The organism is Ruicaihuangia caeni (assembly GCF_029952955.1).
Lineage (GTDB): Bacteria > Actinomycetota > Actinomycetes > Actinomycetales > Microbacteriaceae > Ruicaihuangia > Ruicaihuangia caeni.
In genome coordinates this window covers 149,758-171,082 of record NZ_JASATX010000002.1, presented here as the reverse complement: position 1 = coordinate 171,082, position 21,325 = coordinate 149,758, and the positions used below count along the sequence as shown (strand labels likewise).

The following is a 21,325-nucleotide window of genomic DNA, read 5'->3' as shown; positions in this document are numbered from 1 at the left end:
AGCGCATGCGATGCGCCGTGGGCCGCGTGGCCCATCGCGCCGTGGTCGCCGTGATCGCCGTGATCGCCGTGATCGCCATGATCGCCATGAGCGGCATCATCGCCGTGCGTGCCGTGTGCGCCGTGATCGGCATGCGCTGGCGAGAGAGCGTGCGTGTGGTGGTCGCTGTGCTCGTCGTCAGCGGTGCGGTTTTCGTGCTCTCCGAGCGCGACTTCGTGCTCGTGAGCGCCGTGACTTCCGTGCTCGCCGCTCAGCGGGCCGTGGCTCTGCTCATGGCGATCGTGCCCGAGGTGCTCATTGTGCGATGGGTGCTCGCGCTCGCCGCCACCCTTCCCGTGCTCAGACATACGACGACCCTATACCCACCCGGGGTATAGGGTCGTCGTCGTTACGGAAGTGTTCAGGAAGACGTCGCTACGAAGCCTTCACTTTCGACTTGCTGGAAGTGGCACTGCCCTTGCGCCCGCCCGACTTGGCGCCTGCCGACTTCTTGCCGGAGGCGGCCTTCTCAGTCGAGGTTTCAGCGTCGGCGGCTGCCTGCGGCATCCGATCCTCCGCGCTCACCATCCAGGCCAGTTGCTCGAATCGTTCGATGATCGCGTGCAGAAGGTCGGCGGATGTCGGGTCTTCTTCCTCGACCGCGTCGTGCACAGCGCGCATCGTGCCGACGACGCTCTCCAACCGGTCGGTGATCATCACGACCGCGTCGGTCGTCAGCACCTCACCGGTCGGGAAGTCGTCGAGGCTGGCGCTGCCGGCCACGGTCGCCGCGCTGCCATCCGGCACCGCCTGCAGGGCGCGCATGCGCTCGGCCACCTGGTCGGCGAATCGCCTGGCATCGACCGTCACCTCGTCGAGCTGCAGATGCAGCCCACGGAAGTTCGGGCCCACGATGTTCCAGTGCGCCTGCTTCGCTTGCAGGCTCAGCGCGATGAGATCGACGAGCACCGCCTGCAGAGAAGCGCTCAGGTCTCGCGAGGCCTTCACTTGGCCTCCTTCTCATCGATGAGCGACGGCTCGTCTTCGAGCATGTCGGCCAGCTCGGGGCAGCGCAGCTTTGCGAGCGCGCGCTGTTCGATCTGGCGCACTCGCTCGCGGGAGATGCCCAGCACTCCGCCGAGCTGCTCCAGGGTCATCGGTTCGCGATTGTCGAGCCCGAAGTGCATGCGCAGCACATCAGCGTCGCGCTGCGGAAGCGTCTTGAGCTTCTCCTGCAGCTTCTCGCGGCGCATGCCGGCGCTCACGATGTCGACCACGGGCGCGGTGTCGTCGTCCATGATGAGATCGCCGAGCTCCGAGTCGGCCTCGTCACCGACGGGGATGTGGATCGAGACCGGCGTGCGGTCGGCCTCGATGTAGCGCTCGATGTTCTCTGCACTGAACCCGGTCTCTTCGGCGAGCTCCTCCGCAGTGGGGGTGCGACCGGTCTCGATTTCGAAGAGGGCAGCAGCTCGACGCACTGCGGTGATCTTCTCTTCGGTGTGCACCGGAACCCGGATGAGGCGAGCCGAGTCATAGACGCAGCGGTTCACCGCATGCTTGATCCACCAGGTCGCGTAGGTGGAGAACTTGTACCCCTGCGCGAAGTCGAACTTCTTGACTGCACGGTCGAGGCCGATGTTGCCCTCCTGAATGAGGTCGATGAGGGGCACGCCGGTGTTGGTGTAGCGCTTCGCGACGCTCACTACCAGACGCAGGTTCGACTGGATGAAGCGCTTGTGCGCCGCTTCGCCCTCATGGATCAACTGGCGAAGCTCTCGCTTCTCCTTCGGCGTGAGCGAGTCGCCCTTCGTCTCGAGGCGCTCACGTGCGAAGAGCCCGACCTCGATGATCTGGGCGAGCTCGGTCTCTTCCTGAGCTGTCAGCAGGGGGTAGGTGCCGATCTTGCTCAAGTAGTCGTGCACCACATCAACCGACGCATCGGCGGGCGTGGCGGACGGGCGCGAAGCCCGGGAAGGAACACGCGATGCGCTGGTCTGCTCGCTGGAGATGACCGTGGTGCGTTCGCGAAGGGCGGTGGTTCGTGACATTTCGTCTTCCCATCTGCTCGCGTGACCACCCCTTCGGGTTGACCGAAAGAGAGTGACCACTGGGTCTACCCCTATTGGAGGGGAGAACGCGCGTTCTGTCAAGCGAATTGTTGGCGAGGCAGTGTCAAGGAGGCCCCGATCAGGGCCATCCTTAGAGAGCCCCCGTTCTACCCGGCCCCCGACGTCCCGGGCTCGCACAAGAGGTAACACTTGTCTGACCAGCAGAAATTTCGCCCGAAGCCAGGTGCTCGCGACCGCATCCTCGATGCCGCCTACGAGCTCTTCTCACGCAGAGGAGTTCGCGAAGTCAGTGTCGATGAGATCATCCGCCGGTCAGGCGTAGCGATCGCAACCTTCTACCGTCACTTCTCGTCGAAGAATGAATTGGTCGAAGCGTTTCTCACTCGGCGAGAGCAACTGTGGACCTCCGAGTCGATCATCGAGAGCGCCAAGCAGCTGGGCAGCACTCCGCGCGAGCGTCTGCTCGCGATCTTCGACGTGTTCGCCGACTGGTTCGAACGCGACGACTTCGAGGGTGACTCGTTCGTGAACGTGCTCATCGAGATGGGGCCGCAGCATCCGCTCGGCCAGACCGCGATCACCCACCTCAGCCACGTGCGCGCCGGGGTCGAGCAGATGGCCAGAGAGGCCGGACTCAAGGATGCCGCAGACTTCGCCAGCTCGTTCCAGTTGCTGATGAAGGGGGCGATCATCACCTCGACCATGGGCGACATCGAAGCCGCCTACCGCGCGAAGCGTTTCGCCGCTTGGCTCATCGAGCAGCACACCCCCGACCCGGCGGAGTCATCGGGTTCGGAATGATCGACCGGGCGTAGCAGCCCGCCGCTCTCTGCCCACTGCTCATGGAGCGCCGCGTCGCCGCGGCTACTCGGGCTGGCGAGGGTCGCCGAGCATTGCCCGCAACGCCGATTCCACCGTCATACCGGGCGAGAGCTGAATCGTCTCGCCCTGCATGAATCGGTCGACGACGCGCGGGTCGACGTAGCTCGATCGCGCGACGGCGGGGGTGTTCCCGAGTGCTTCGGCGCAGGCTCGCATGGCTTCGCTCACCGCCTTGGTGCGTTCACGCACGGTGCTGCCGGCGGAAGAGCGCGCGAGCGATTCGGCAGCGATCGCCGTGCCGCGGAGTGTTCTGAAGTCCTTCGCCGTGAACTCGCCGCCAGTGCGCTCTTTGATGTACGCGTTGATGTCGGCTGGCGTGATCGGGTGCAGGGTGCTCGCATCGGCTGGAGCGCCCTCATCCACCGACGGCCTCGGCCACACGAGCAGCGGTGCGTTCGCGGGCCGACCCTCGAGCAACTCGCCAACGACGTGCGCCAGATCGGCATCCCGGATGCTGGTGTTCCACGGCTGCCGGCTCTTTCCGGGGAACCGCAGCTCCACGACGTCGCCGTCGACTCGTGCGTGCTCGCACCGCAGCGTCGCGAGACCGCGGCTGCCGTGCGCGAGGGCATACCGCGCATGACCCACGCGCAGTGAGCCGAGATCGATGATGCGGAAGGCCGCTGCCAGCGTGCGCTCTCGGCTCGGTTCAGGGTCGCGCAGCGCCCTGGTCACGAACGCTCGGGCCGTCGGCAGCGACGCCGCGAGCGCGAGCGCGCGCTCGAACTTGAGCCTGTCCTTCTGCTCGCGCCACACCGGGTGGTAGAGATACTGCCGTCTCCCGGCGTCGTCGACGCCCGTCGCCTGAATATGCCCGTTCTCGTGCTCGCAGATCCAGACATCCGTCCACGCCGGAGGAATCACCAGGGCGTCGAAACGCTGCCGGAGCACCGGATCGCGGACAGTCTGGCCATCGGCGTCGCGGTAGCTGAAACCCGCTCCGGCTCGAACCCTGGCGTAGCCCTTTCGACCGGGGACGCTGCGGCGGAGGCGGGGCACATGTGCACGATAACCCTGCTCGAGTCGACCGGGGCAGGGGTGCAAGAACGTGAACGCGACGCCTGGACCGACTCTTGCCGCTCCCCTGGTCGGGGGGTACCGTCTGGCGCAGAAAGGTCGTCCGGCAGACACTTGCCGGGCGAGAAAGGGAAGGGAGGCACCGACGATGAGCGGAGCCGACAAGTTCGAGAACAAGGCCGAAGAGCTCAAGGGCAAGGGCAAGGAAGCGGTCGGTGACATGACCGACGACGAGAAGCTCCAGGCCGAGGGCAAGCTCGACCAGACGAAGGCGAACCTGAAGCAGGCCGGCGAGAACGTCAAGGACGCTTTCAAGGACTGAGCCGGTTCACCGGATACCCGCCCGCAACGCCAGTTCGAACAACGAACGACTACGGAAGGAACATCATGAATCTGCTCTTCGTCATCATCGCCATCGTCGCCATCGTGCTGCTGATCACCGGTGGTTTCGTGCAGTCACTCAACTTCTTGCTCTGGGTCGGGCTCATACTGCTCGTCCTGGCGATCATCGCCTTCCTCATTCGAGCGTTCACCGGGCGCCGCCCGTAACCAGGGTCGCTGGACAGCGCTAGCGCCTCCACGATCAGCGAAGCCCCCCACCCGGGTCTGTGGGGGGCTTCGCGCTGCTCAGCGTCAGCGCGCGACGTCGATAGTGCTGGCGCGGCGCTCGGTCGTCTCGATCACCATCCCGCGCAAAGCCAGTTCTTCGAAGAACTCCTGGAAGGGCACGCTGCTCTCGGGCAGCCATACTCCTGGGGTCGCGATCACCCCATTGCCGATCATCTCCGCCACGATCGACGGGGGTACGACGGTCTTGAGCATGCCGGCGGGCACGTTCCAACCCTCGTGTGACCCCGTGCACATGTACAACTCGACCTCAACCGTTTCGCCGCGTCGTGCTCCGCGAACGATCACTCGGGTCGCGCTGTACTGCTCTTCCTTCTCAGCCGGTCGGGGGATCCACTTCGTCGCCTCGACCAGCACCTCCGCTGGAGAGACTTCAACACCCCCCACTTCGATCTTCGTCTGCTTCGTCATTCCGATGGAGGCGAGAAAATCCATCTGTCGATGGAAGGCTGCCGGCATGGCAATGCGGAACGACGCGTTCTCCAGGCCTTGTTGCCGGAACGAGCGGTACAGACTCTCGGGCTCCGGATGAGTCGTGTAGATGGGAAATACCCGACCGATCGGCGGCGGAAACTCGACCCACTCGCCTGTGCGCGGCGGTATGAGCACCCGCTCGCCGCCCTCGATCGCGACCGCGCTCGATTCGTACTCGTCGATGATGGCGGCGAGGTTGAACGGCCAGTGAAACGGACTGCTGCGCTCAGTGAGATCGTTCATGGCCACAGTCATCTCGATGTCGCGCACGGTATCGAGCCTTTCCGCGCCGGCGCGCGCCATGACGTTAGTCATGCCCGGCGCACTGCCGGCGCCGAGCACAGCGATCAGCCCAGCTTCCGCGAACTCTTCATGCCGGGCGAGTTGGACCTCGGTGTCTGCGTACGCACCCCCGAGGTCGACGTAATGGCAACGCAGGCCGAGGGCGATGTCCATCGCATAACGACCGAGAGGCGACGGGCCGGCCATGATCAGGACGTGAGTGCCCGCGAGCGCCTCTACCGACGCTGCAAGGTCGCGTAGATCGATCGCCACCGCTGACATGCGCGGGTCGCCCCCCAGGTCATCGATCCGTTGCTCGAGTGGGCCCGCCGCGACATCGGCGAGGAGAATCTCGGTCGCCGAACTGAAGTCGAGAAGATCGTGTAGCAATCCGCGCGCTTGAATGCCGCCGGCTCCGATGAGGGTGTACTTCATCGCTGGTGTCTCTTTTCTGGTTCTCTGGTGGTCGCGTTCTCAGGAGACGAGATTCCGGGGCACACCGTCGAAGAACGCTTCGATGTTCTCGACGGCGATCTCGAGTACCCGCCGAGTCGCGCCCTTGGTGAGCGACCCGATATGCGGTGTGACGAGCACGTTCGCGTGCTGAAGCAGAGGATCATCGGCCGCAAGGGGCTCCTCATGGAACACATCAAGCGCTGCCGAGGCGATGCGCCCAGAATCGAGGGCGTCCAGCAATGCGGCGCGCTCGATGAGTTCGGCGCGCGCGGTGTTGACCAGGGCACTGCTCGGACGCATGCACTGGAGCAGGTCGCTCCCGATCATGCCGCGAGTCTGCTCATTAAGACCGAGATGCAAGGACACTACGTCGCTCGTTGCCATCAGTTCTTCGAGCGGTACAGCGATCGCACCGCGGGGCGCGTTCGGGGCACCGGGCCGATCTCGGTTCCAGCACTGCACGCGGATGCCCAGCGCGAGCAAGAGTTCGACGAAGCGACGCCCTATGCCACCGAGCCCGACGACGCCCACGGTGACATCGGCCAGGTCGCGCGACGTTGTTGCGGTCTCCCACTTCCCCTCGCGCACAGCCCGGTCAGTGTGAAGCTGCTTGATCGTCGCGAGGGTCAGCGCGAGAGCGTGCTCCGCGACTGTCTGGTCGGCGTACCCCGGTGTGTTCGTTACCGCGATGCCGCGCTCGCTCGCGACCCCCAGGTCGACGAAGTTGGCGGCGCCTGTGCCGGTGAAGGAGACGACTTTCAGCTTCGGCGCCGAACGAAGCACTTCGAGCGGAAGATGCCAGCCGAGGAGGATGCCGTCGGCATCCTTGATGCGGTCGATGAACTCTTCGTTCGAGGTCGGCGCCTGGGAGTGGAATTCGAAACTACCGAGGCTCTCTAGGCGCTGTCCGAGCTCACCCGCGAGCAACTCGGCCGCGAGCGGGTCCCCGTCTGCAAACACGATGCGTTGGGCGCCCACCGGGCCGCCATCGCGGCGGCCCGGTGTCGCAGTGCCGGTGAACGTCACGCCTTGATCCAGTCCTTGCCCATCTCCCAGAGTCGTGAGGTCTCGGCGCGCACGGTCTGCAAGTACCACTTGCCGTCGATCTTCGAGAGAGTGTCGTAGTAGCGAGCGAAGGCGAGTTCGCTGAGCTCGTTCCCGTTCGCGTCCTTGACCACCTCGTAGATGTGGGCGTACCACTCGGCGGTGGCTTCTGTGCCCGACTCCGAAATCTCGATCCATGGGCGGATCAAGTAGTGAGCGCACCACAGGTAGTCGCCTCGGATCTCTTCGATGAACTTCTTGATGTTCTCGCGGCCGGTGTACTTCCCGTGGCCCGGGCCCTCCCAAGAGCCGTCCTCCGCGAAGAGCTCGGAGAACGCGACGGGGTCGTGGTCGTTGTCACACGCCTCCACGTACTTCGCCTTGAGGTTGTTGATCTCGTGAATGTCTTCTAGCCGCGTGATTCGCTCTTCAAGGGACAGTCCGCGCGTAATCGTCTCGGTCGCAGTCATGGTGTCTTCCTTCTTCTTGTGGGGTGTTGCGATGGGCTGGTCGGTGGTACTCGCCGTGTCACGTGAGCGACGGCAAGAGGGTGGAGAGCGCGGGCACCGCGACCACGATGGCCAGCGCGACGATGAGGCAGAGGTAGAAGGGTCCGAGCTCCCGTACGAGCGCGCCGAGCCGAGATCCGGTGATCGACATGACCGTGAAGAGGATCGTTCCCACCGGCGGCGTGATGCCGCCGATTGCGAGGTTGAGCGCCACGATGATTCCGAAGTGCACCGGGTCGACGCCGATCTCGACAGCGAGCGGGGCGAGTATCGGAGTCGCAAGAATGATCAGTGACGCCGGTTCGATGAGCATGCCGAGCACGAGCAGCATCACGTTGATGATGATCAGCAGCATCCACTTGTCTTCAGTGATCGACAGCATGGCCTCGGCGATGACCTGCGGCACGCGCTCGGCACGGATGACGTAGCCGAACGCGCTCGCAGCGCCGATGATGAGCAGCACCATGCCGGTGGTCTTCGTCGCTTCGCTGAGCAGGGGGCCCAGGTCTCGCACTCTCACAGTGCGATAGATGAGCATGCCGATCACGAGCGTGTACACCACCGCGACCGCTGACAATTCTGTCGGCGTGAATACCCCGATGCGAAGCCCGACCAAGAGCAGCACCGGCATCATGAGCGCCCAGAACGCGCGACCGGTGCTCCTGAACACCACCGACGCGGTTGGACGCCGCAGCGCCGTTGGTTGATAGCCACGACGCTTGGCGACGAAGAACACCGTCAGCGACATGCTGATCGCCATCACCGCGGCAGGCAGCAAGCCGCCCATGAAGAGGTCGCCGATAGAGACATTCGCCTGCAGGCCGTAGAGAATCAGCACGATGGAGGGCGGAATGAGCACCGCCAGGAGGCTGGATGCTGCGCTCACGGCGCCCGAGAAATCACGACCGTATCCGTGCTTGACCATCTGCGGAACGAGGACTCGCGAATCCATCGCGGCATCGGCATTCGCGGAGCCGGACATGCCGCCCATGACCACGCTGTTCAGCACGTTCACCTGCGCAAGTCCGCCGCGCGTGTGCCCGACGAGCGTATTCGCGAAGCCGACGATGCGCTCAGCTATGCCGCTATGCGACATGATCACCCCGGCGAGGATGAACAGAGGGACCGCCAACAGGGGGAACGATTCGAGCCCGCCGGAGAACTGCTGGATGGCGATGAATGGCTTCACCCCAGGAGCGAGCAGCAGATAGCACAGGGATGTCGCGAGGATCGCGAATGCGACGGGCACGCCGAGCAGCAGCAGAAGCAGCAGCACACCGAAGAGCAAGGCAGTGATCATCGGGAGACCTCCTCCACTCGAGTGGGCACAGGTCGTGTCTTGAACTCGTCCTCGTCAATCACCTGGCGCTGGGCGGGCGCGACGTAGCCGCCCCGTAGGATCCCGCGCACGGCAAGTGAGATGTCGCGCAGGTAGTAGACGAGCATGAGCGCTGCACCAATCGGGATCGCGATGGTGGTGAAGCCGCGAGAGAGACCGAGCATGGCAACGACTCGGCCGCTTGTCTGCTGAAAGAGCTGGAACCCGAACCAAAGGAGAAACGCAACGACCGCGATCACAATCAGCAGACGCACGACGTCGAGCCAAGCGCGGACGGTTCCACTGAAACGCCCGATGAGGGCGTCCACGACAATGTGTCCACGAAGTCGCGCGACTGCGGCTGCGCCGAGCATGACCTGCCAGACCAGCAGCATGGCGACGATCTCGCCTACACCGCGGATCGGGTGGTTCAGGACGTATCGCATGAAGACATCAGCCGCGATCAGCAACGCGGTAGCCAAGAGCAGGAGCGATGGCAGCACGTCTTCTATGAGCGCGACAGACCGGCGCATCCATGGCCTGAGATGATGGGTCATAGTTCCTCGCAACGCTGCGGGTACGAATCTTTGGGGGCCGCGGGCCGGTCGACCATGACCGGCCCGCGACGCGGTCTACTTGCCGTCTCGGATGGCGAGCAGCTCGTCGACCACCGCCGAGTCCCAATCCGGGAACGCGTCGTAGAAGGCCTTCGATGCCTTCCGGTATGCGGCGACGTCGCCCTGGTGGAAGGTCACGCCGGCGGCTTCCATCTCGGTGCGCGCCTCAGCAGCGAGGTCGGTGGCGAGATCCGTCGCCTCCTTGCCACCCTTGAGGAACTCATCGAGCAGCACCTCCTGGTACTCGCCGGGCAGGCTCTGGAACAGGTCCTCCGGCATGGCGAAGCCCATGAAGAGATTGAAGTGTCCGGTAAGGGTCACATGCTTCTGCAGTTCGAACAGCCCATAGTCGCGGATGCTGGGGGTGTCGAGTTCGGCGGCATCGACCACGCCTTGTTGCATGGCCGTGTACAGTTCGGACGCGTTCACGGTCACCGGTGTGGCTGCGAGCGCCGTGCCGAACAGCGCCTCCCAGGTGGGCAGCGGTGGGATCCGGATCTTGGTGCCCTCAAGCGCGTCGGGCGTCGTGTACGGCTTGGGGCCCACGATGTTCCTCGGACCGGCGAGCCAGTTGAGGGCCAGGATCCGCAGGTTCGCGCTCTCGGCAAGCTCGTCAGTCCAGCCCGTGAAGAGGTCGCTTGAGACGACGCGCTCGACTTCGTCGTAGTCGGAGACCAGGAACGGCGCGCCCAACATGCCGAATTCGTCGACTCCGTAGGTGGAAGCCGTGGCCGCGTCGAGATAGCTGATGACCGCCTGGCCAAGGGACGCCTGCTCAGTCGTCTCGGTGGTATTTCCGAGTTGGCTGGCTGGGAACACTTCGAGAATGATGTTGCCGTCCGTGCGCTCCTTGACGCGCTCGGCGACCTCCAGCACGATCTGGTTCGCGGGGTTCGCGTCGAGCATGGTGTGCGCGACGCTGATGGTGATCGGTTCGAATTCCTCTTCGGCCGGGGCTTCGGGCGTGCCCTGCGCACAGCCGGCGACGAGCAACGCCGACACGGCGACTGCGCCGAGTGCTGCTGCTCGCGTTGTGCGAGTCTTCATGGCATTCATGGGATTCGCTGCTCCTTCTCTCTTGGTGGCCCTCGACTTCGCTGTCGAGGGAGCTGGTGCCGTCGAACCGGTCTCAGGAGCGCCGTCAGCGGGACGACGGCTCCCGCTTACGGATGACGTTGAACGTGAAACTGTCGGCTCGGTGGTAGTCGAGCGCTAGGAGAATGGGCCGCCCGCTACGCGCGATCACCTTCTGACGCATGACTAGCCATGGCTCGTTCTGCTTGACCCGGAGGGCGCGCGCGGCGTTGGCAGGAAAAGCGTCTGCCTTGATCGCCGCATAAGAGAAGTCGGGAGCGTGGCCGAGCGACTCCATGATGTCGAAGAGAGAGCCGCTCCAGTCGATCTCGTCGAGACTCCCTGGGATAAGGTCTCGCGCGAAGGTGTCTGTCGAGTAGACCAGCAGGGTGTCGTCGCGATACCGCGCGCGCTCCAAGCGCACCACGGCCGCGTCGAGCCCGAGATCGAGATCCGTCGACTCCTGCACTGACGCGGTCGAGACGGTCACGCTCAGCACCCGATTCTCGGGCCGATAACCACGCGTCGCCATGAGGTCCGTCACGCCCTCGAGCGTGGTGAGTGGCCGGTCGATCGGGTTCTGCGCGGTGACGAAGCGACCCTTGCCCTGCCGGGAGCGAACCCAACCCTCCTGCTCGAGCAGCCGTAGCGCTTCGCGAACCGTGGGACGGCTCACCCCGAACAGTTCGGTGAACTCGCGCTCGGTTGGTAGCGCATCGCCCGGCCCAAGCTCCATCTGTCGGATCTGGTCGATGATCTTGTCGCGAAGAACGGCCGCGAGCGGTCGTCTGTCCGCCGTATCGATGTTGTCTGTCATGTGGCCACCTTAGAAGCGCTGGCCGTTGAGCCGGTTCGCCACGAAGCGAGTTCTTCTGCGGTGGCGTACGACGGCATGCAGAACTCACGCGTCACTGACCACGCAGAGGCGCGAATGCCCGCAGTCGCGGCATCCAGCAGACAACCGCCGGCGTCGAGGGCCGCGGCGAGCGCTCCGTTGAATGCGTCGCCCGCCCCTGAGGCGTCGCAGGGGTGCACGTCGATGCCAGGAAGCACAGTCGTGGTTCCGCGATCGAACACCTCGGCACCGTCCGCGCCGCGAGTAACGATCACGACGTCAACGCCGGTGGCGTCTGCCACCGCCGAGGCTGATGCCTGCCTGGAACCGACGAGCAGATCCGCCTCGTGGGAATTGGGGGTGATGATGTCGCACTTCTCAAGGCTCAGCCCGATGAAGGCATCGGCCGGACTCGGATCGAGGATGACGGTCGGTGCGATGCGCGCACCGACGAGTTCCAGAGCCAGTTCTGCTGTGACCTCCCCTTGCAGAAGTGCGATGTCAGGCTGCAGATCCTTGAGGGCGGCCTCAACCGATCCACGATCGATTCGAGCTCCCGCACCTGCGAAGGTTCCGATCATCTGCGTTCCGTCGGGCGCCAGGTAAATGCTGCTCATGCCGGTGGCGGCTCCATCGACGACACTCGCCCGAGACGTGTCGACGCCATACGCGCTCATCGCTGCGAGCCCCTGCCGCCCGGCGAGGTCGGCACCCACAGCCCCCACGAAGAAGGTCGCGGCACCAGCCAGCGCGCTCGCCACCGCCTGATTCGCAGCCTTCCCGCCGTGCGATTGCACATAGCGGCGCACTTCGACACTCTCGCCCGGCATGGGGAGGCGGTCGACGAAGAGATAGTGGTCGGGCACATACAACCCGATGGCGACGACGGTCATTTGGTTCGCTCAGTCCTTCTCGATCACTCGAGTCCGGTAACGATGGGAAGCGCTGAAGCGCGATCGACCGTGATATCGACATTCGGGTGCCGGTGTGCGAGCGTCACCGGCAAGTCGACGTCGGGCTCTGTAGTGAGCGCCATCACTCGCACGATGTACTGCTTCCAGGCGCCCCCGTCGGTGAGGAGCCTGAGCCTGCGAGCGGAGAGGATGTCGGCCATCCCCACCGTCAGGGCCATCGGAGGGATCCCTTGAGTGAATCCACCGCTCGTTCGGTGCGAGTGGGCAACGATGGTGTCTTGCAGCAACGGCACGACGCGCGTCTTCGAGGCAGCCAGCTCGTCGACCGTGTACTTGTGCCAGCGCGTGGAGGGCGGCTCATTGAACGCCACGTGTCCGCGGTAGCCAAAACCGGCGTACGTCGTGTCAAGCCCCCCGACTTCCGCAATGGTGCGGCTGAAACCGTCAATGTCGGCGATCGTCGGATAGACGATCTGCTCGGCGGGTGGCAGCAACTCGGGGTCGAGCAGGTCGTAGATGTGCCGCTGACAGTACCCGCGGAAGCTGAACGGGTGGGTCGGCGGCACCTCGCGGCCCTGCCAATCCAGCCACTCATCCATGTGGAACGCCCAGACGTTCTTCCAGCTGATCCGTTCGCGGTTGCAGATCTCGGCCAGCAAGGGGTACTGGTCCTTGGGGCCAACCGGCAGCAGCCAGCGCGTCGGCAGTCCTTCGGCATTCCTTAGCTTGAGCTCGTCGGCCATCTCGCGGGCGAGCCAGCGGTACAGCGATGCTCGGTCATCGAGAATGAGCATCGGGTGGCGCGATTCGCTCGCGAGATCCTCGGGGCTCATGGTGAGATCCCGTTGGGAGAGATCGGTGGCGTATGCGGCGTAGCTGCGCTGCAGCGTGGGCGATGGCGTCTGGTCAAGCATGCGTCGTTGCATTCCTCTCAGGGCGGGATCCCGACCCGTACCGACCGGCACCCCGTTGATATGACGAATGTATGACCGCCAAGTGAAACTTGTCAAGCAAGTCAGTGAAATTGGTATCCCAATGCCTGGGAGTGGGCCGACATGGACGTGTGCCTGACCGAAGGGTGCTCGATCGATCTGCGCTCCCATGAGAAGAAGCCCCCGGGGTCTCCGGGGGCTTCTGACGGGAACAGGGTGAGCGCCGCCGCTCGCGGCTCACCAGTTCGGAAGGCGGGTCAGCTGTACAGCATCCCGCCGTCGACCAGGATGGTCTGCCCGGTGACGTAGTCGGAGTCGGGGCCGGCGAGGAACGACACGACCTTCGCAACGTCCTCAGGCGTCTCGATGCGGCCCAGCGCGATGCCATCCACGGCTTCCTTCAGGTTCTGGCCGATGGGCTTGCCGTTGAGCTTCGCGAGCTCCGCGTCGATGAGATCCCACATGCCGGTGCCGACGATGCCCGGGGCGTAGGCGTTGACGTTGATGCCCTTGGCAGCGAGCTCCTGCGCCGCCGCCTGAGTGAAACCGCGCACCGCGAACTTCGACGCGGAGTACGCACTGAGGATCGGGTAGCCCTGCACTGCTGCGATCGACGCGGCCGACACGATCTTGCCGCCGTGGCCGAGCTCTTCGAACTTGCGAGCCGCGGCCTGGATGCCCCAGAGCACGCCGTTGATGTTGATCTGCCAGATCTTGTCGAGCTCTTCAGGCGTGATGTCGAGCACGGGCTTGATCTGGGCGATGCCGGCGTTGTTCACGATCACGTCGAAGCCGCCGAGCTTCTCGGCAGCGGTGTCGACCGCGGCATCCACCTGGTCCTTCTGCGAGACATCCGCAGCGACGAACACGCTCTTGCGGCCGATCTTCTCGATCTCGGCGACGACACCCTCGCCCTTCTCGCGCTGGGGCTCGATGTCAGCGATCGCCACGTCGAAGCCGTCTTGGGCCAGCCGCAATGCGATCGCGCGGCCAATGCCCTGCCCAGCGCCTGTTACGAGTGCGACCTTGTCTTGAACTGCCACTGTTCTTCTCCCGTTCTGGAGTCTTGGAGTGACGGCGGTCGTGATCGGTGATTCACGACGCTGGTGCTTCGAGCGTGTTGCGCTTCGAGATGCACGGACCGGAGTGTGTCCGATCCCCATCACAGACGACAACGGGTCATCCGGGAGAAATATTCCTTTGCATGGATTTCGGAGGATCGGATGCCGCGGCTCCGTCACCGGAACGGCGACGAGTCGGCGGCAGCGGCAGCGTCAGTCGCGCAGTTCCGCGAAGCCGGCGAGCCCGCCCGAACGATTCCTCGCCACGAACGCCGCGATCGCGACCGCCACGATGGTGAGCACATACGGCAGCGCAAGCACGAACTGGATCGGGATCGCCCAGCCTTGGAGCTGTGCGGCAATGCCGATGGCGGTCGAGATGCCGAAGAACACACAGGCGCCCGCGACACCCCAGACGGCGGCGGCTCCGAAGATCACAGCGGTGAACGCCACGAAGCCCCGGCCGGCGGTCATGTCCTGCGAGAACGAGTTCAGGCCGCCGAGGGCGAGCTCAGCGCCTCCGACCGCGATCAGCGCACCGCTCACAACGAGCGCGATCAAACGCGTGAGGGAGGGCGAGTATCCCGCGCTGCGCGCGGCGAATGGGAAGTCACCGACCGCCGTCACGCGGAGCCCGAACGAGGAGCGGCGCAGCAGCACCCACATCGCGAGCGTGACGATCGGCAGCAGCAGCGTCGTGATCGGCAGCCCGGAGATCATCGCGAGCGGTGATGAGGAATCGGCGGATGGCACCAGGATCGGCAGCCCGGCCGGCGCGCGGATGGCGCCCTGGGTCTCGAAGATCGCGATCTGCAAGAACGACGCGAGCGCGAGCCCGAGCGTGGTGAGCCCGAGACCCACGATGATCATGTTGCCCTTGAACACCGCGATGGCGAGCCAGAACGCCACCGAGAGCGCGACCGAGGCGAGCACCGCCGCGAGCAGGCCAAGCCATACATTGCCCGTGCCGATGGTGACGGCCACGGACACGAAGGCGCCGACAGCCATGAGGCCCTCGAGCCCGAGGTGGAAGACGCCCGCCCGGTAGGCGATGAGCCCGCCGAGGGCGACCCAGAGCAGAGGGCCCGCGTCGCGGAGCACCGTCGCGATGAAGTCAAACACTGCTGCTCCCCTCGCTCGACGCGGTGGTGGTCGCGGCCGGGGTCGGCTGACGCTCCGCCTGCTGTGCGCGCTCGCGTCGACGCTTGAACTGCCACCGCAACTGCAGCGTGATCATCACCGCGATGACGCCCTGGATGAGGTCGAGACCGGCGCGCGGCAGGTCGGACACCACCGGCAGGTACTGCAGTGCCGCCTGGAGTCCACCGAAGAACACGGCGGCGATGAGCACGCCGGGCACCGAGAGCAGCCCGACAAGCGCCACCAGCACTGCGGTGAAGCCGAGGTCGGGCGAGAAGTTGCTCACCAGGCGTCCAGCCGGGCCGAGCACGTGCATCGCCCCCGCCAGGCCTGCAGTGGCACCGGCGAAGGCGAAACTTGAGAGCACCATGCGGTTGGGGTTACCGCCCTGCCAGCGCACCATGACGGGGTTGCGCCCGGCGAGCTTCGAGGTGAGACCGCCCTTGGTGCGCGCCATCCAGATCCACACGGCGGCGGCGAGCAGCAGCGTGATGGCGATCAGCGTCGGGGATGCACCGAACGCATCCGACAGTCGCACGTCTTCTGCGACGCGCTCGCTGGAGGCGACCTGACCCGATCCCTTGACGTCCTTCAAGGGTCCCGAGGCCACGTAGTCGAGCACCAGCACGCCGATGAAGTTGAGCATGAGCGTGGTGAGCACCTCGTCGGCGCCGGTGTACACCTTGAGCACCGCCGCGATGAGCGACCACAGCGCGCCTGCCACCACTGCGGCGACGACCGCGGCGACCGTCACGAGCCACGCCGGCCCTGGCAGGTGCAGCGCGATGGCAGTCGACGCGATCGCGCCCGTGTAGAGCTGGCCCTGCGCGCCGACGTTGAAGAAACCCGCGCGGAAGCACACTGCGACGCCGAGACCGATCACCGCGAGCGGCAGGGCCCATCGCACCGTGTTGATGAACGCACCCGGACCGGCGATGGCCCCGTCGACCAGTCCGACGCCGATCGCGCCGATGTCGTAGCCCGCGGCTTGGAAGATGACCGCCGCAAGCAGGAAGGCGAGCACGACGAACCCTGCCGCCTGCAGCACCGGCTTCAGATCACGCATCCTGGGCTCCCAGTGTTTCGGTTCCCGACGGTGCGGCGACCGAATCGGTGCCGCCGTCGCCGCCCAACATGGCTCGACCGATCTCGTGCAGGTCGGCGCTGGGCGGCAACTCGGCCACGTGGCGGCCGCCGCGAAGAACGACGATGCGGTCGGCGAGTCCCTTGAGCTCTTCGAGGTCGGTGGAGATGAGCAGTACGCCGTTGCCGCGGTCGGCCAACTCAGCGAGGCTGCGCTGCACGAAGGCGATGGCGCCGACATCAAGGCCTCGCGTGGGCTGCGCCGCGATGATCAGGCGCGCCTCATCGTCCAACTCGCGAGCGAGAATGAGGCGTTGCACATTGCCGCCAGACAGCTCACCCGCGTTCTGGTCGAGCCCTCGATACGAGACGCCCCAGGCGTCGAGCCGTCGGCGAGCGGCAGCGCGAAGCTTCTGCACGGCGAGCAACCGTCGCGGCGAACGGAGCACTTCACCGAGCGCGTGGTTCTCCCACACCGCGCTGGTCGAGCTCACACCCTCGACGTTCCGTTCGAAGGGGATCACCCGCAGGCCGTGACGGCGTCGCTCGACGACGCCGAGCTTCGACACTTCCACCCCGTCGAGTTCGATCGAACCGGTGGCATCGCGGATGCCGACGAGGGCCTCGACCAGTGAAAGCTGACCGTTCCCCTCGACGCCCGCCACACCGACGATCTCGCCGGGGTCGACCACGAGGTCGACCTCGTGCAGGCGGGCATCGCTCGGCGACGCTACGGTGCTCAGGCCACGCACGTCGAGAATGGCGGTGCGCACGCCTTCGCCACTGGCCGGGCGTGCCTCTTCCGCTGGCGCAGCATCACCGCGGCGGGCCGCATCCCCGGCGGCGACGGCCACGGCATCCCCCTCCAGGCCGGAGTCGACGTCACCCGGTGCAGAGCCGGCCGGGCCGGTGTCGCCGATGATATGGCGGGTGACCTCGTCGGCGGTCACCTCGGCGATCGATGTCTTGGGCAGGGTGACGATGCCGCGGTTCAGCACGGTCACGGTGTCTGCGACTGCGAAGACCTCGCTGAGCTTGTGCAGCACGACGATGACGGTGAGGCCCTCGGCGGCCAGGTCCCGGATGCGGCCGAGCAGCGCGTCGACCGCCTGCGCCGGCATCGACGCCGTGGGCTCGTCGAAGATGATGACGCGTGCCTCACCGCTGAGCGCTCGAACGATCTCGACCGACTGCCGCTCGGGCACCGAGAGGTCACGGATGCGGCGGCTCACGTCGAGGTCGAACCCGAGCGCGTCGACGCGTCGCTGCCACTCGCGCACGAGACCTCGACGACTGAAGAACGACCGCCGCTCCGAAGAGAAGAATTCGAGCGTCTCGGCGATCGTCATCGAGGGCGGCGACGAGAAGTGCTGGTGCACCATGTCGACGCCCTGACGGCGCGCCTCGGTGACGCTTCCAGCGCGAAGGGGCGCGCCGCCGAGCAGCACGCGCCCCTCGCTCGGCGTGTAGATGCCCGTGACGACGCGCGAGAACGTCGTCTTGCCCGCTCCGTTCTGGCCGACGACGGCGTGCACAAGCCCCGGCTCGAAGCGCACGTCGACGTTCTCAAGCGCAGTGAACGCGCCGAACCGCATGCTCACCCCCTGGAGGGTGAGCACGCGGTCGACGTTCACGCTGTGTGCGGACACGGGCTCTGCCGGCGCAGAATCAGCGGTCACAGACATCGGGCATCGGGCAATCGGTGATTGCGCGTCAGATGCTGCTCGGGTCGAAGATGACCTCGACCTCGCCCGCGATGATCTTCTGCTGCAGGGCCTCGGCCTGCACCGACGGCACATCCGCGACGCGCGGGCTGCTGCCCGCGAGGAAGCTGTCGGCGAACTGCAGTCCGACCACGCCCGCGTCGAGGCCGACCTGCTTGTGGCCGGCAGTGTAGCCGTCTTCGAGGGCCTCGGTGACCGCGTCGACCAGCGCCTGGCCGAAGCGCAGGAACGAGGTGCCCACGACGGTCTCGGGGTACTCGGCGGCGACCTCACCCGACGCGTCGGCGAACACGAGCGCACCGCGCTGCTGCGCCGCCTCGATCACACCGAGCGAGCTGCCCGAGGCATCCGTCTGAATGACATCGGCGCCCTGCGAGATCATGCCGAGGGCGATGTCGCGGCCCTTCGAGGGGTCGCTGAAGCTGCCGACGACGCCGCTGAGCACCTGCGCGGCGGGGTTCGCCGCCTTGGCGCCCGCCTCGAACGCGTGGAAGTTCGCGCTCAGGATGGGCGAGCTGTCGCCGCCGACCCAGCCGACGACGCCGCTCTGCGAGAGCTTCGCGGCCGAGAAGCCCGCGATGTAGAACGCCTCGTGGATCTCGAAGCCGAGCGTGGTCACGTTGTCGAGCGGCTCTTCGCGCTCAGCAGCGAAGATGTGCACGAACTCGGTGTCGGGGAAGTCGGGGGCGACCTGGGTGATCGCGTCGGTGAGGTCGGGGAACGCGGTGACGATCACCGAAGCGCCCGACTGTGCAGCGTTGCGGAGCGAGCTCTCGAACGCCGAGGGGTCGGTGACCTCGAGGTACTTGGTGTCGACGTCTTCCTGCTCGCCGACCTGCTTCAGGCCCGCGACCATGTCATCGATCGAACCCGAGTCGCCCGCCGGCTGGCTCGAGAGGTAGACGACCTGACCCTGGTCGGCGTCGCCGCCGTTGCTGCCGCTCTCGGCCGGGCCGGAGGCGCAAGCGGTCATGGCGGCTGCGAGCGTGATGCCCGCGGTGAGGCTCAGGGCGGCGCGCACGGTACGGCGCACTGGTGAAGTGGTGATTGTCATGGCGATCTCCGGAGTGGGTGCTGGTGCAGTTTGGTTGATGACGGTCGAACGGATGCTGTGAGCTGGGTCGCGCGAGCCGGTGTGCTGTGGCGCCGGCATCCCGCTGAGTCTGCGGTCGGCGCGCTCAGTCGCGCGAGACTCCCCCGTCGAGCGCGAGGGTCTCGCCCGAGATGGAGCGCGCACCGGTCGATGCGAGGAAGACCACGGCGGCCGCGATCTCGTTCGGCTCCTGCATGCGCCCGGTTGGGATGTCAGCGGTGAGAGCGGCGCGCTGCTCGGCGAACGGCAAGCCCGTCTTCGCAGCGATATCGCGCGCGACCTGGTCGATCATCGGTGTGTTGACCGTGCCGGGTGCGATCGCGTTCACCGTGATGCGGGGCGCGAGATCCTGCGCCGCAGCGCGCGTGAGGCTCACGAGCGCACCCTTCGAGGCCACGTAGTCGGCCTGGTTGGGGAAGCCGCGCTTGGCGGCGACTGACGCGATGTTCACGAACGCGGCATCCGCCACGCCGCCTTCTGCCTCGAGCCGGCGTGCGACCTCGCGCATGATCACGAACGGTGCGCCGACGTTGATGTCGAAGGTGCGTGTGAAGTCGGCGGTGTCGATCTCGAAACCCTCGCGCCAGGCGTAATAGCCGGCCGCATTCACGACGATCTGGGGAGTGCGCTCGAGGCCCCGAATGGTGCCGGCGAGGGTGTCGAGGTCGGCGAGGTCGACGACGATCGACTCGACGTGGTCGTCGTCGGCCGCCACGCGGTCGAGCGCGTAGATCGTGCTCGCACCGGCTGCGGCGAGCGCGCGCGTGATGGCTCGGCCCATGCCTCCGGCCGCGCCGGTGACCAGAGCGGTGGCGCCGACCAGCACTCCGGCCGAGATCGGGTCTGCGGCAGGGGCGGCTGCGGCGACGGATGCGGTGGTGCCGCTCATCGGATGACGTCCTTCCAGGTGTTCTCAGAGTGCGATGCCCGCACGGCGTCCATCACCGAGGCATTGCTGAGGCCATCCGCAAGGCCGGCCACGCCCGCTTCGGTGGCGGTGCCGGTGTAGATGGCGCGGATGCAGTTCTCGATCGAGGCCGTGTCGGAGTCGAGTCCGGTCGTGAGCGACCCCTCGACCTTGTGCGAGATCGTCAACTGATCGGGGTGTGTGCTCGACCAGACGGCCGACCGCAGGGTGCCGTCGATGCGCAGCTCGATGTCGTCAAACGAGCCGTGTGCGAGCTCAGTCGCGTACACGTGCCCGAGCGCGCCTCCCTCGAAGCGGAGTTGGGCAGAGACGAGGTCTTCGTTCTCGGGTTCGAACTCGCCGATCTCGCTGCCGGTGTCGAAGGTCCGCTTGCCCATGTTGGCCGACATGGCGCTGACTGACTCGATGCGCTGACCGAGCACGAACTCGGCGAGGTCGAACCAGTGCGAGCCGATTTCGGTCACCACGCGGCTCGGACCCACAAGGCTGGGGTCGAAGCGCCAGTCACGCGACGAGGGCGCGGCGTTCCATTGCTGCCGGTAGGAGCCGAAGACCGAGACCACGCGACCTAGGCGGCCGTCCGCGATCGCGGCACGCAACTGCTGGATGCCGGCATCCATGCGGCGATTGAAGGTGAGGAAGAGGGAAGCGCCCGTGCGCTCCAGCTCGCCGGCGATGCGCTCGACCACGTCGCGGGTGGGCGCCAGAGGCTTCTCGCACACGATCGTGAGGCCGCGCTGCGCGGCGAGCATGATGGGCTCCTCGTGCTGCATGGGCGTCGAGCAGATGTGCGCGTGCGTCGCGCCAGGGGTGTCGAGCAGCGCTTCGAGCGACTCGGCGGCGGTCGTGCCCCAGCGCTCGGCGACACGCTCACGGCTTTCGCGACGCGGGCTCCAGACGGCGAGGGGACGGATGCCGAGGAGCGCCAAGGCGGCGATGTGGCGCTCGGCGATGTAGCCCGAGCCGACGATGACGGGGCGGATGTCAGCGATTGCCGTGTCGGGCACTGAGGGGACTCCTTCGGGACGAGTGCGACGACCGTAACAGCGTTAACCGCTTAACGCAAGTCGACGAGAAGTGGAACGCGAGGAGTCGAACGAGCCTGCCAAGTCCTGGGCGGCGACTTGAAGGAACCTCCGGAAACCTGGGAGATCACGCAGAGGGGGTGGTCTCCCCGCAGGGTCGGTGCTTCACTCACCCGCAAGGACTGTCGGCAACGGCCACGGGGGTTTGAGGGTGGACTACGGGGAGGGTGCAGTCGGGG

General features: G+C 66.0%; 23 protein-coding genes. 4 read left to right on the top strand and 19 right to left on the bottom strand.

What is annotated here, in order from left to right; translation table 11 throughout:
- Nucleotides 1–26 precede the first annotated feature (26 nt).
- Nucleotides 27–377 (top strand): hypothetical protein, encoded by a 351-nt coding sequence (locus QF206_RS12465; protein ID WP_422785363.1) that lies wholly within the window; start codon nucleotides 27–29, stop codon nucleotides 375–377.
- 37 nt (nucleotides 378–414) lie between these two features.
- Here QF206_RS12465 and QF206_RS05950 read toward each other — a convergent pair whose 3' ends face one another.
- Both QF206_RS05950 and QF206_RS05945 read right to left on the bottom strand, forming a co-directional pair.
- Complete coding sequence (locus tag QF206_RS05950; protein ID WP_340309590.1) at nucleotides 415–987, bottom strand: Dps family protein; 573 nt, start codon at nucleotides 985–987, stop codon at nucleotides 415–417.
- Nucleotides 984–2,030: a sigma-70 family RNA polymerase sigma factor gene (locus QF206_RS05945; protein ID WP_281488295.1), complete on the bottom strand. Its 1,047-nt coding sequence runs from the start codon at nucleotides 2,028–2,030 to the stop codon at nucleotides 984–986. Before QF206_RS05945 ends, QF206_RS05950 begins: the two co-directional genes overlap by 4 nt.
- 210 nt (nucleotides 2,031–2,240) lie before the next feature.
- Between QF206_RS05945 and QF206_RS05940 the strand changes: the two genes are divergently transcribed.
- Nucleotides 2,241–2,852, top strand: a complete 612-nt coding sequence (locus QF206_RS05940) for a TetR/AcrR family transcriptional regulator (RefSeq protein WP_281488294.1) — start codon at nucleotides 2,241–2,243, stop codon at nucleotides 2,850–2,852.
- 63 nt (nucleotides 2,853–2,915) lie between these two features.
- On the opposite strand, the gene QF206_RS05935 is transcribed toward QF206_RS05940, so the two are convergent.
- On the bottom strand, nucleotides 2,916–3,932 hold the full coding sequence (locus QF206_RS05935) for a DNA topoisomerase IB (protein WP_281488293.1): 1,017 nt from the start codon (nucleotides 3,930–3,932) through the stop codon (nucleotides 2,916–2,918).
- A 166-nt stretch (nucleotides 3,933–4,098) separates the two neighbouring features.
- Between QF206_RS05935 and QF206_RS05930 the strand changes: the two genes are divergently transcribed.
- Nucleotides 4,099–4,272 carry a CsbD family protein gene (locus QF206_RS05930; RefSeq protein WP_281488292.1) on the top strand — a complete coding sequence of 58 codons (174 nt, stop codon included), beginning with the start codon at nucleotides 4,099–4,101 and terminating at the stop codon, nucleotides 4,270–4,272.
- A 65-nt stretch (nucleotides 4,273–4,337) separates the two neighbouring features.
- Nucleotides 4,338–4,499: a hypothetical protein gene (locus QF206_RS05925; RefSeq protein WP_281488291.1), complete on the top strand. Its 162-nt coding sequence runs from the start codon at nucleotides 4,338–4,340 to the stop codon at nucleotides 4,497–4,499.
- Between the two features lie 84 nt (nucleotides 4,500–4,583).
- On the opposite strand, the gene QF206_RS05920 is transcribed toward QF206_RS05925, so the two are convergent.
- The 16 genes from QF206_RS05920 to QF206_RS05845 all read right to left on the bottom strand — a co-directional run bounded on the left by QF206_RS05920 (nucleotide 4,584) and on the right by QF206_RS05845 (nucleotide 21,068).
- Nucleotides 4,584–5,768, bottom strand: a complete 1,185-nt coding sequence (locus tag QF206_RS05920) for a saccharopine dehydrogenase family protein (RefSeq protein ID WP_281488290.1) — start codon at nucleotides 5,766–5,768, stop codon at nucleotides 4,584–4,586.
- A gap of 39 nt (nucleotides 5,769–5,807) precedes the next feature.
- Nucleotides 5,808–6,815, bottom strand: coding sequence for a 2-hydroxyacid dehydrogenase (locus QF206_RS05915; RefSeq protein WP_281488289.1), 1,008 nt, complete (start codon nucleotides 6,813–6,815; stop codon nucleotides 5,808–5,810).
- On the bottom strand, nucleotides 6,812–7,303 hold the full coding sequence (locus tag QF206_RS05910) for a nuclear transport factor 2 family protein (RefSeq protein WP_281488288.1): 492 nt from the start codon (nucleotides 7,301–7,303) through the stop codon (nucleotides 6,812–6,814). Before QF206_RS05910 ends, QF206_RS05915 begins: the two co-directional genes overlap by 4 nt.
- A 58-nt stretch (nucleotides 7,304–7,361) precedes the next feature.
- A complete protein-coding gene (locus tag QF206_RS05905) occupies nucleotides 7,362–8,642 on the bottom strand; it encodes a TRAP transporter large permease (RefSeq protein WP_281488287.1) in 1,281 nt (426 codons plus the stop codon).
- The gene (locus QF206_RS05900; protein ID WP_281488286.1) at nucleotides 8,639–9,217 is read right to left on the bottom strand and encodes a TRAP transporter small permease; all 579 of its coding nucleotides are present in this window, start codon (nucleotides 9,215–9,217) and stop codon (nucleotides 8,639–8,641) included. The genes QF206_RS05905 and QF206_RS05900 overlap by 4 nt, the downstream gene beginning before the upstream one ends.
- Before the next feature lie 75 nt (nucleotides 9,218–9,292).
- Nucleotides 9,293–10,324, bottom strand: a complete 1,032-nt coding sequence (dctP, locus tag QF206_RS05895; protein WP_281488285.1) for a TRAP transporter substrate-binding protein DctP — start codon at nucleotides 10,322–10,324, stop codon at nucleotides 9,293–9,295.
- Nucleotides 10,325–10,418: 94 nt separating this feature from the next.
- Nucleotides 10,419–11,168 (bottom strand): GntR family transcriptional regulator, encoded by a 750-nt coding sequence (locus tag QF206_RS05890; protein ID WP_281488284.1) that lies wholly within the window; start codon nucleotides 11,166–11,168, stop codon nucleotides 10,419–10,421.
- Nucleotides 11,165–12,079: a PfkB family carbohydrate kinase gene (locus tag QF206_RS05885; RefSeq protein WP_281488283.1), complete on the bottom strand. Its 915-nt coding sequence runs from the start codon at nucleotides 12,077–12,079 to the stop codon at nucleotides 11,165–11,167. Before QF206_RS05885 ends, QF206_RS05890 begins: the two co-directional genes overlap by 4 nt.
- 23 nt (nucleotides 12,080–12,102) lie before the next feature.
- Nucleotides 12,103–13,014, bottom strand: a complete 912-nt coding sequence (locus tag QF206_RS05880) for a sugar phosphate isomerase family (RefSeq protein WP_281488282.1) — start codon at nucleotides 13,012–13,014, stop codon at nucleotides 12,103–12,105.
- Nucleotides 13,015–13,289: 275 nt separating this feature from the next.
- Complete coding sequence (locus tag QF206_RS05875; protein WP_281488281.1) at nucleotides 13,290–14,075, bottom strand: acetoin reductase; 786 nt, start codon at nucleotides 14,073–14,075, stop codon at nucleotides 13,290–13,292.
- Nucleotides 14,076–14,306: 231 nt separating this feature from the next.
- The gene (locus QF206_RS05870) at nucleotides 14,307–15,215 is read right to left on the bottom strand and encodes an ABC transporter permease (RefSeq protein ID WP_281488280.1); all 909 of its coding nucleotides are present in this window, start codon (nucleotides 15,213–15,215) and stop codon (nucleotides 14,307–14,309) included.
- A complete protein-coding gene (locus QF206_RS05865) occupies nucleotides 15,208–16,299 on the bottom strand; it encodes an ABC transporter permease (RefSeq protein WP_281488279.1) in 1,092 nt (363 codons plus the stop codon). Before QF206_RS05865 ends, QF206_RS05870 begins: the two co-directional genes overlap by 8 nt.
- Nucleotides 16,292–17,950: an ATP-binding cassette domain-containing protein gene (locus tag QF206_RS05860; protein WP_281488278.1), complete on the bottom strand. Its 1,659-nt coding sequence runs from the start codon at nucleotides 17,948–17,950 to the stop codon at nucleotides 16,292–16,294. Before QF206_RS05860 ends, QF206_RS05865 begins: the two co-directional genes overlap by 8 nt.
- A 79-nt stretch (nucleotides 17,951–18,029) precedes the next feature.
- Nucleotides 18,030–19,094 carry a BMP family ABC transporter substrate-binding protein gene (locus QF206_RS05855; protein ID WP_281488277.1) on the bottom strand — a complete coding sequence of 355 codons (1,065 nt, stop codon included), beginning with the start codon at nucleotides 19,092–19,094 and terminating at the stop codon, nucleotides 18,030–18,032.
- Nucleotides 19,095–19,218: 124 nt separating this feature from the next.
- Complete coding sequence (locus QF206_RS05850) at nucleotides 19,219–20,022, bottom strand: SDR family NAD(P)-dependent oxidoreductase (RefSeq protein ID WP_281488276.1); 804 nt, start codon at nucleotides 20,020–20,022, stop codon at nucleotides 19,219–19,221.
- Nucleotides 20,019–21,068 (bottom strand): Gfo/Idh/MocA family protein, encoded by a 1,050-nt coding sequence (locus QF206_RS05845; protein ID WP_281488275.1) that lies wholly within the window; start codon nucleotides 21,066–21,068, stop codon nucleotides 20,019–20,021. Before QF206_RS05845 ends, QF206_RS05850 begins: the two co-directional genes overlap by 4 nt.
- Nucleotides 21,069–21,325: the final 257 nt, after the last annotated feature.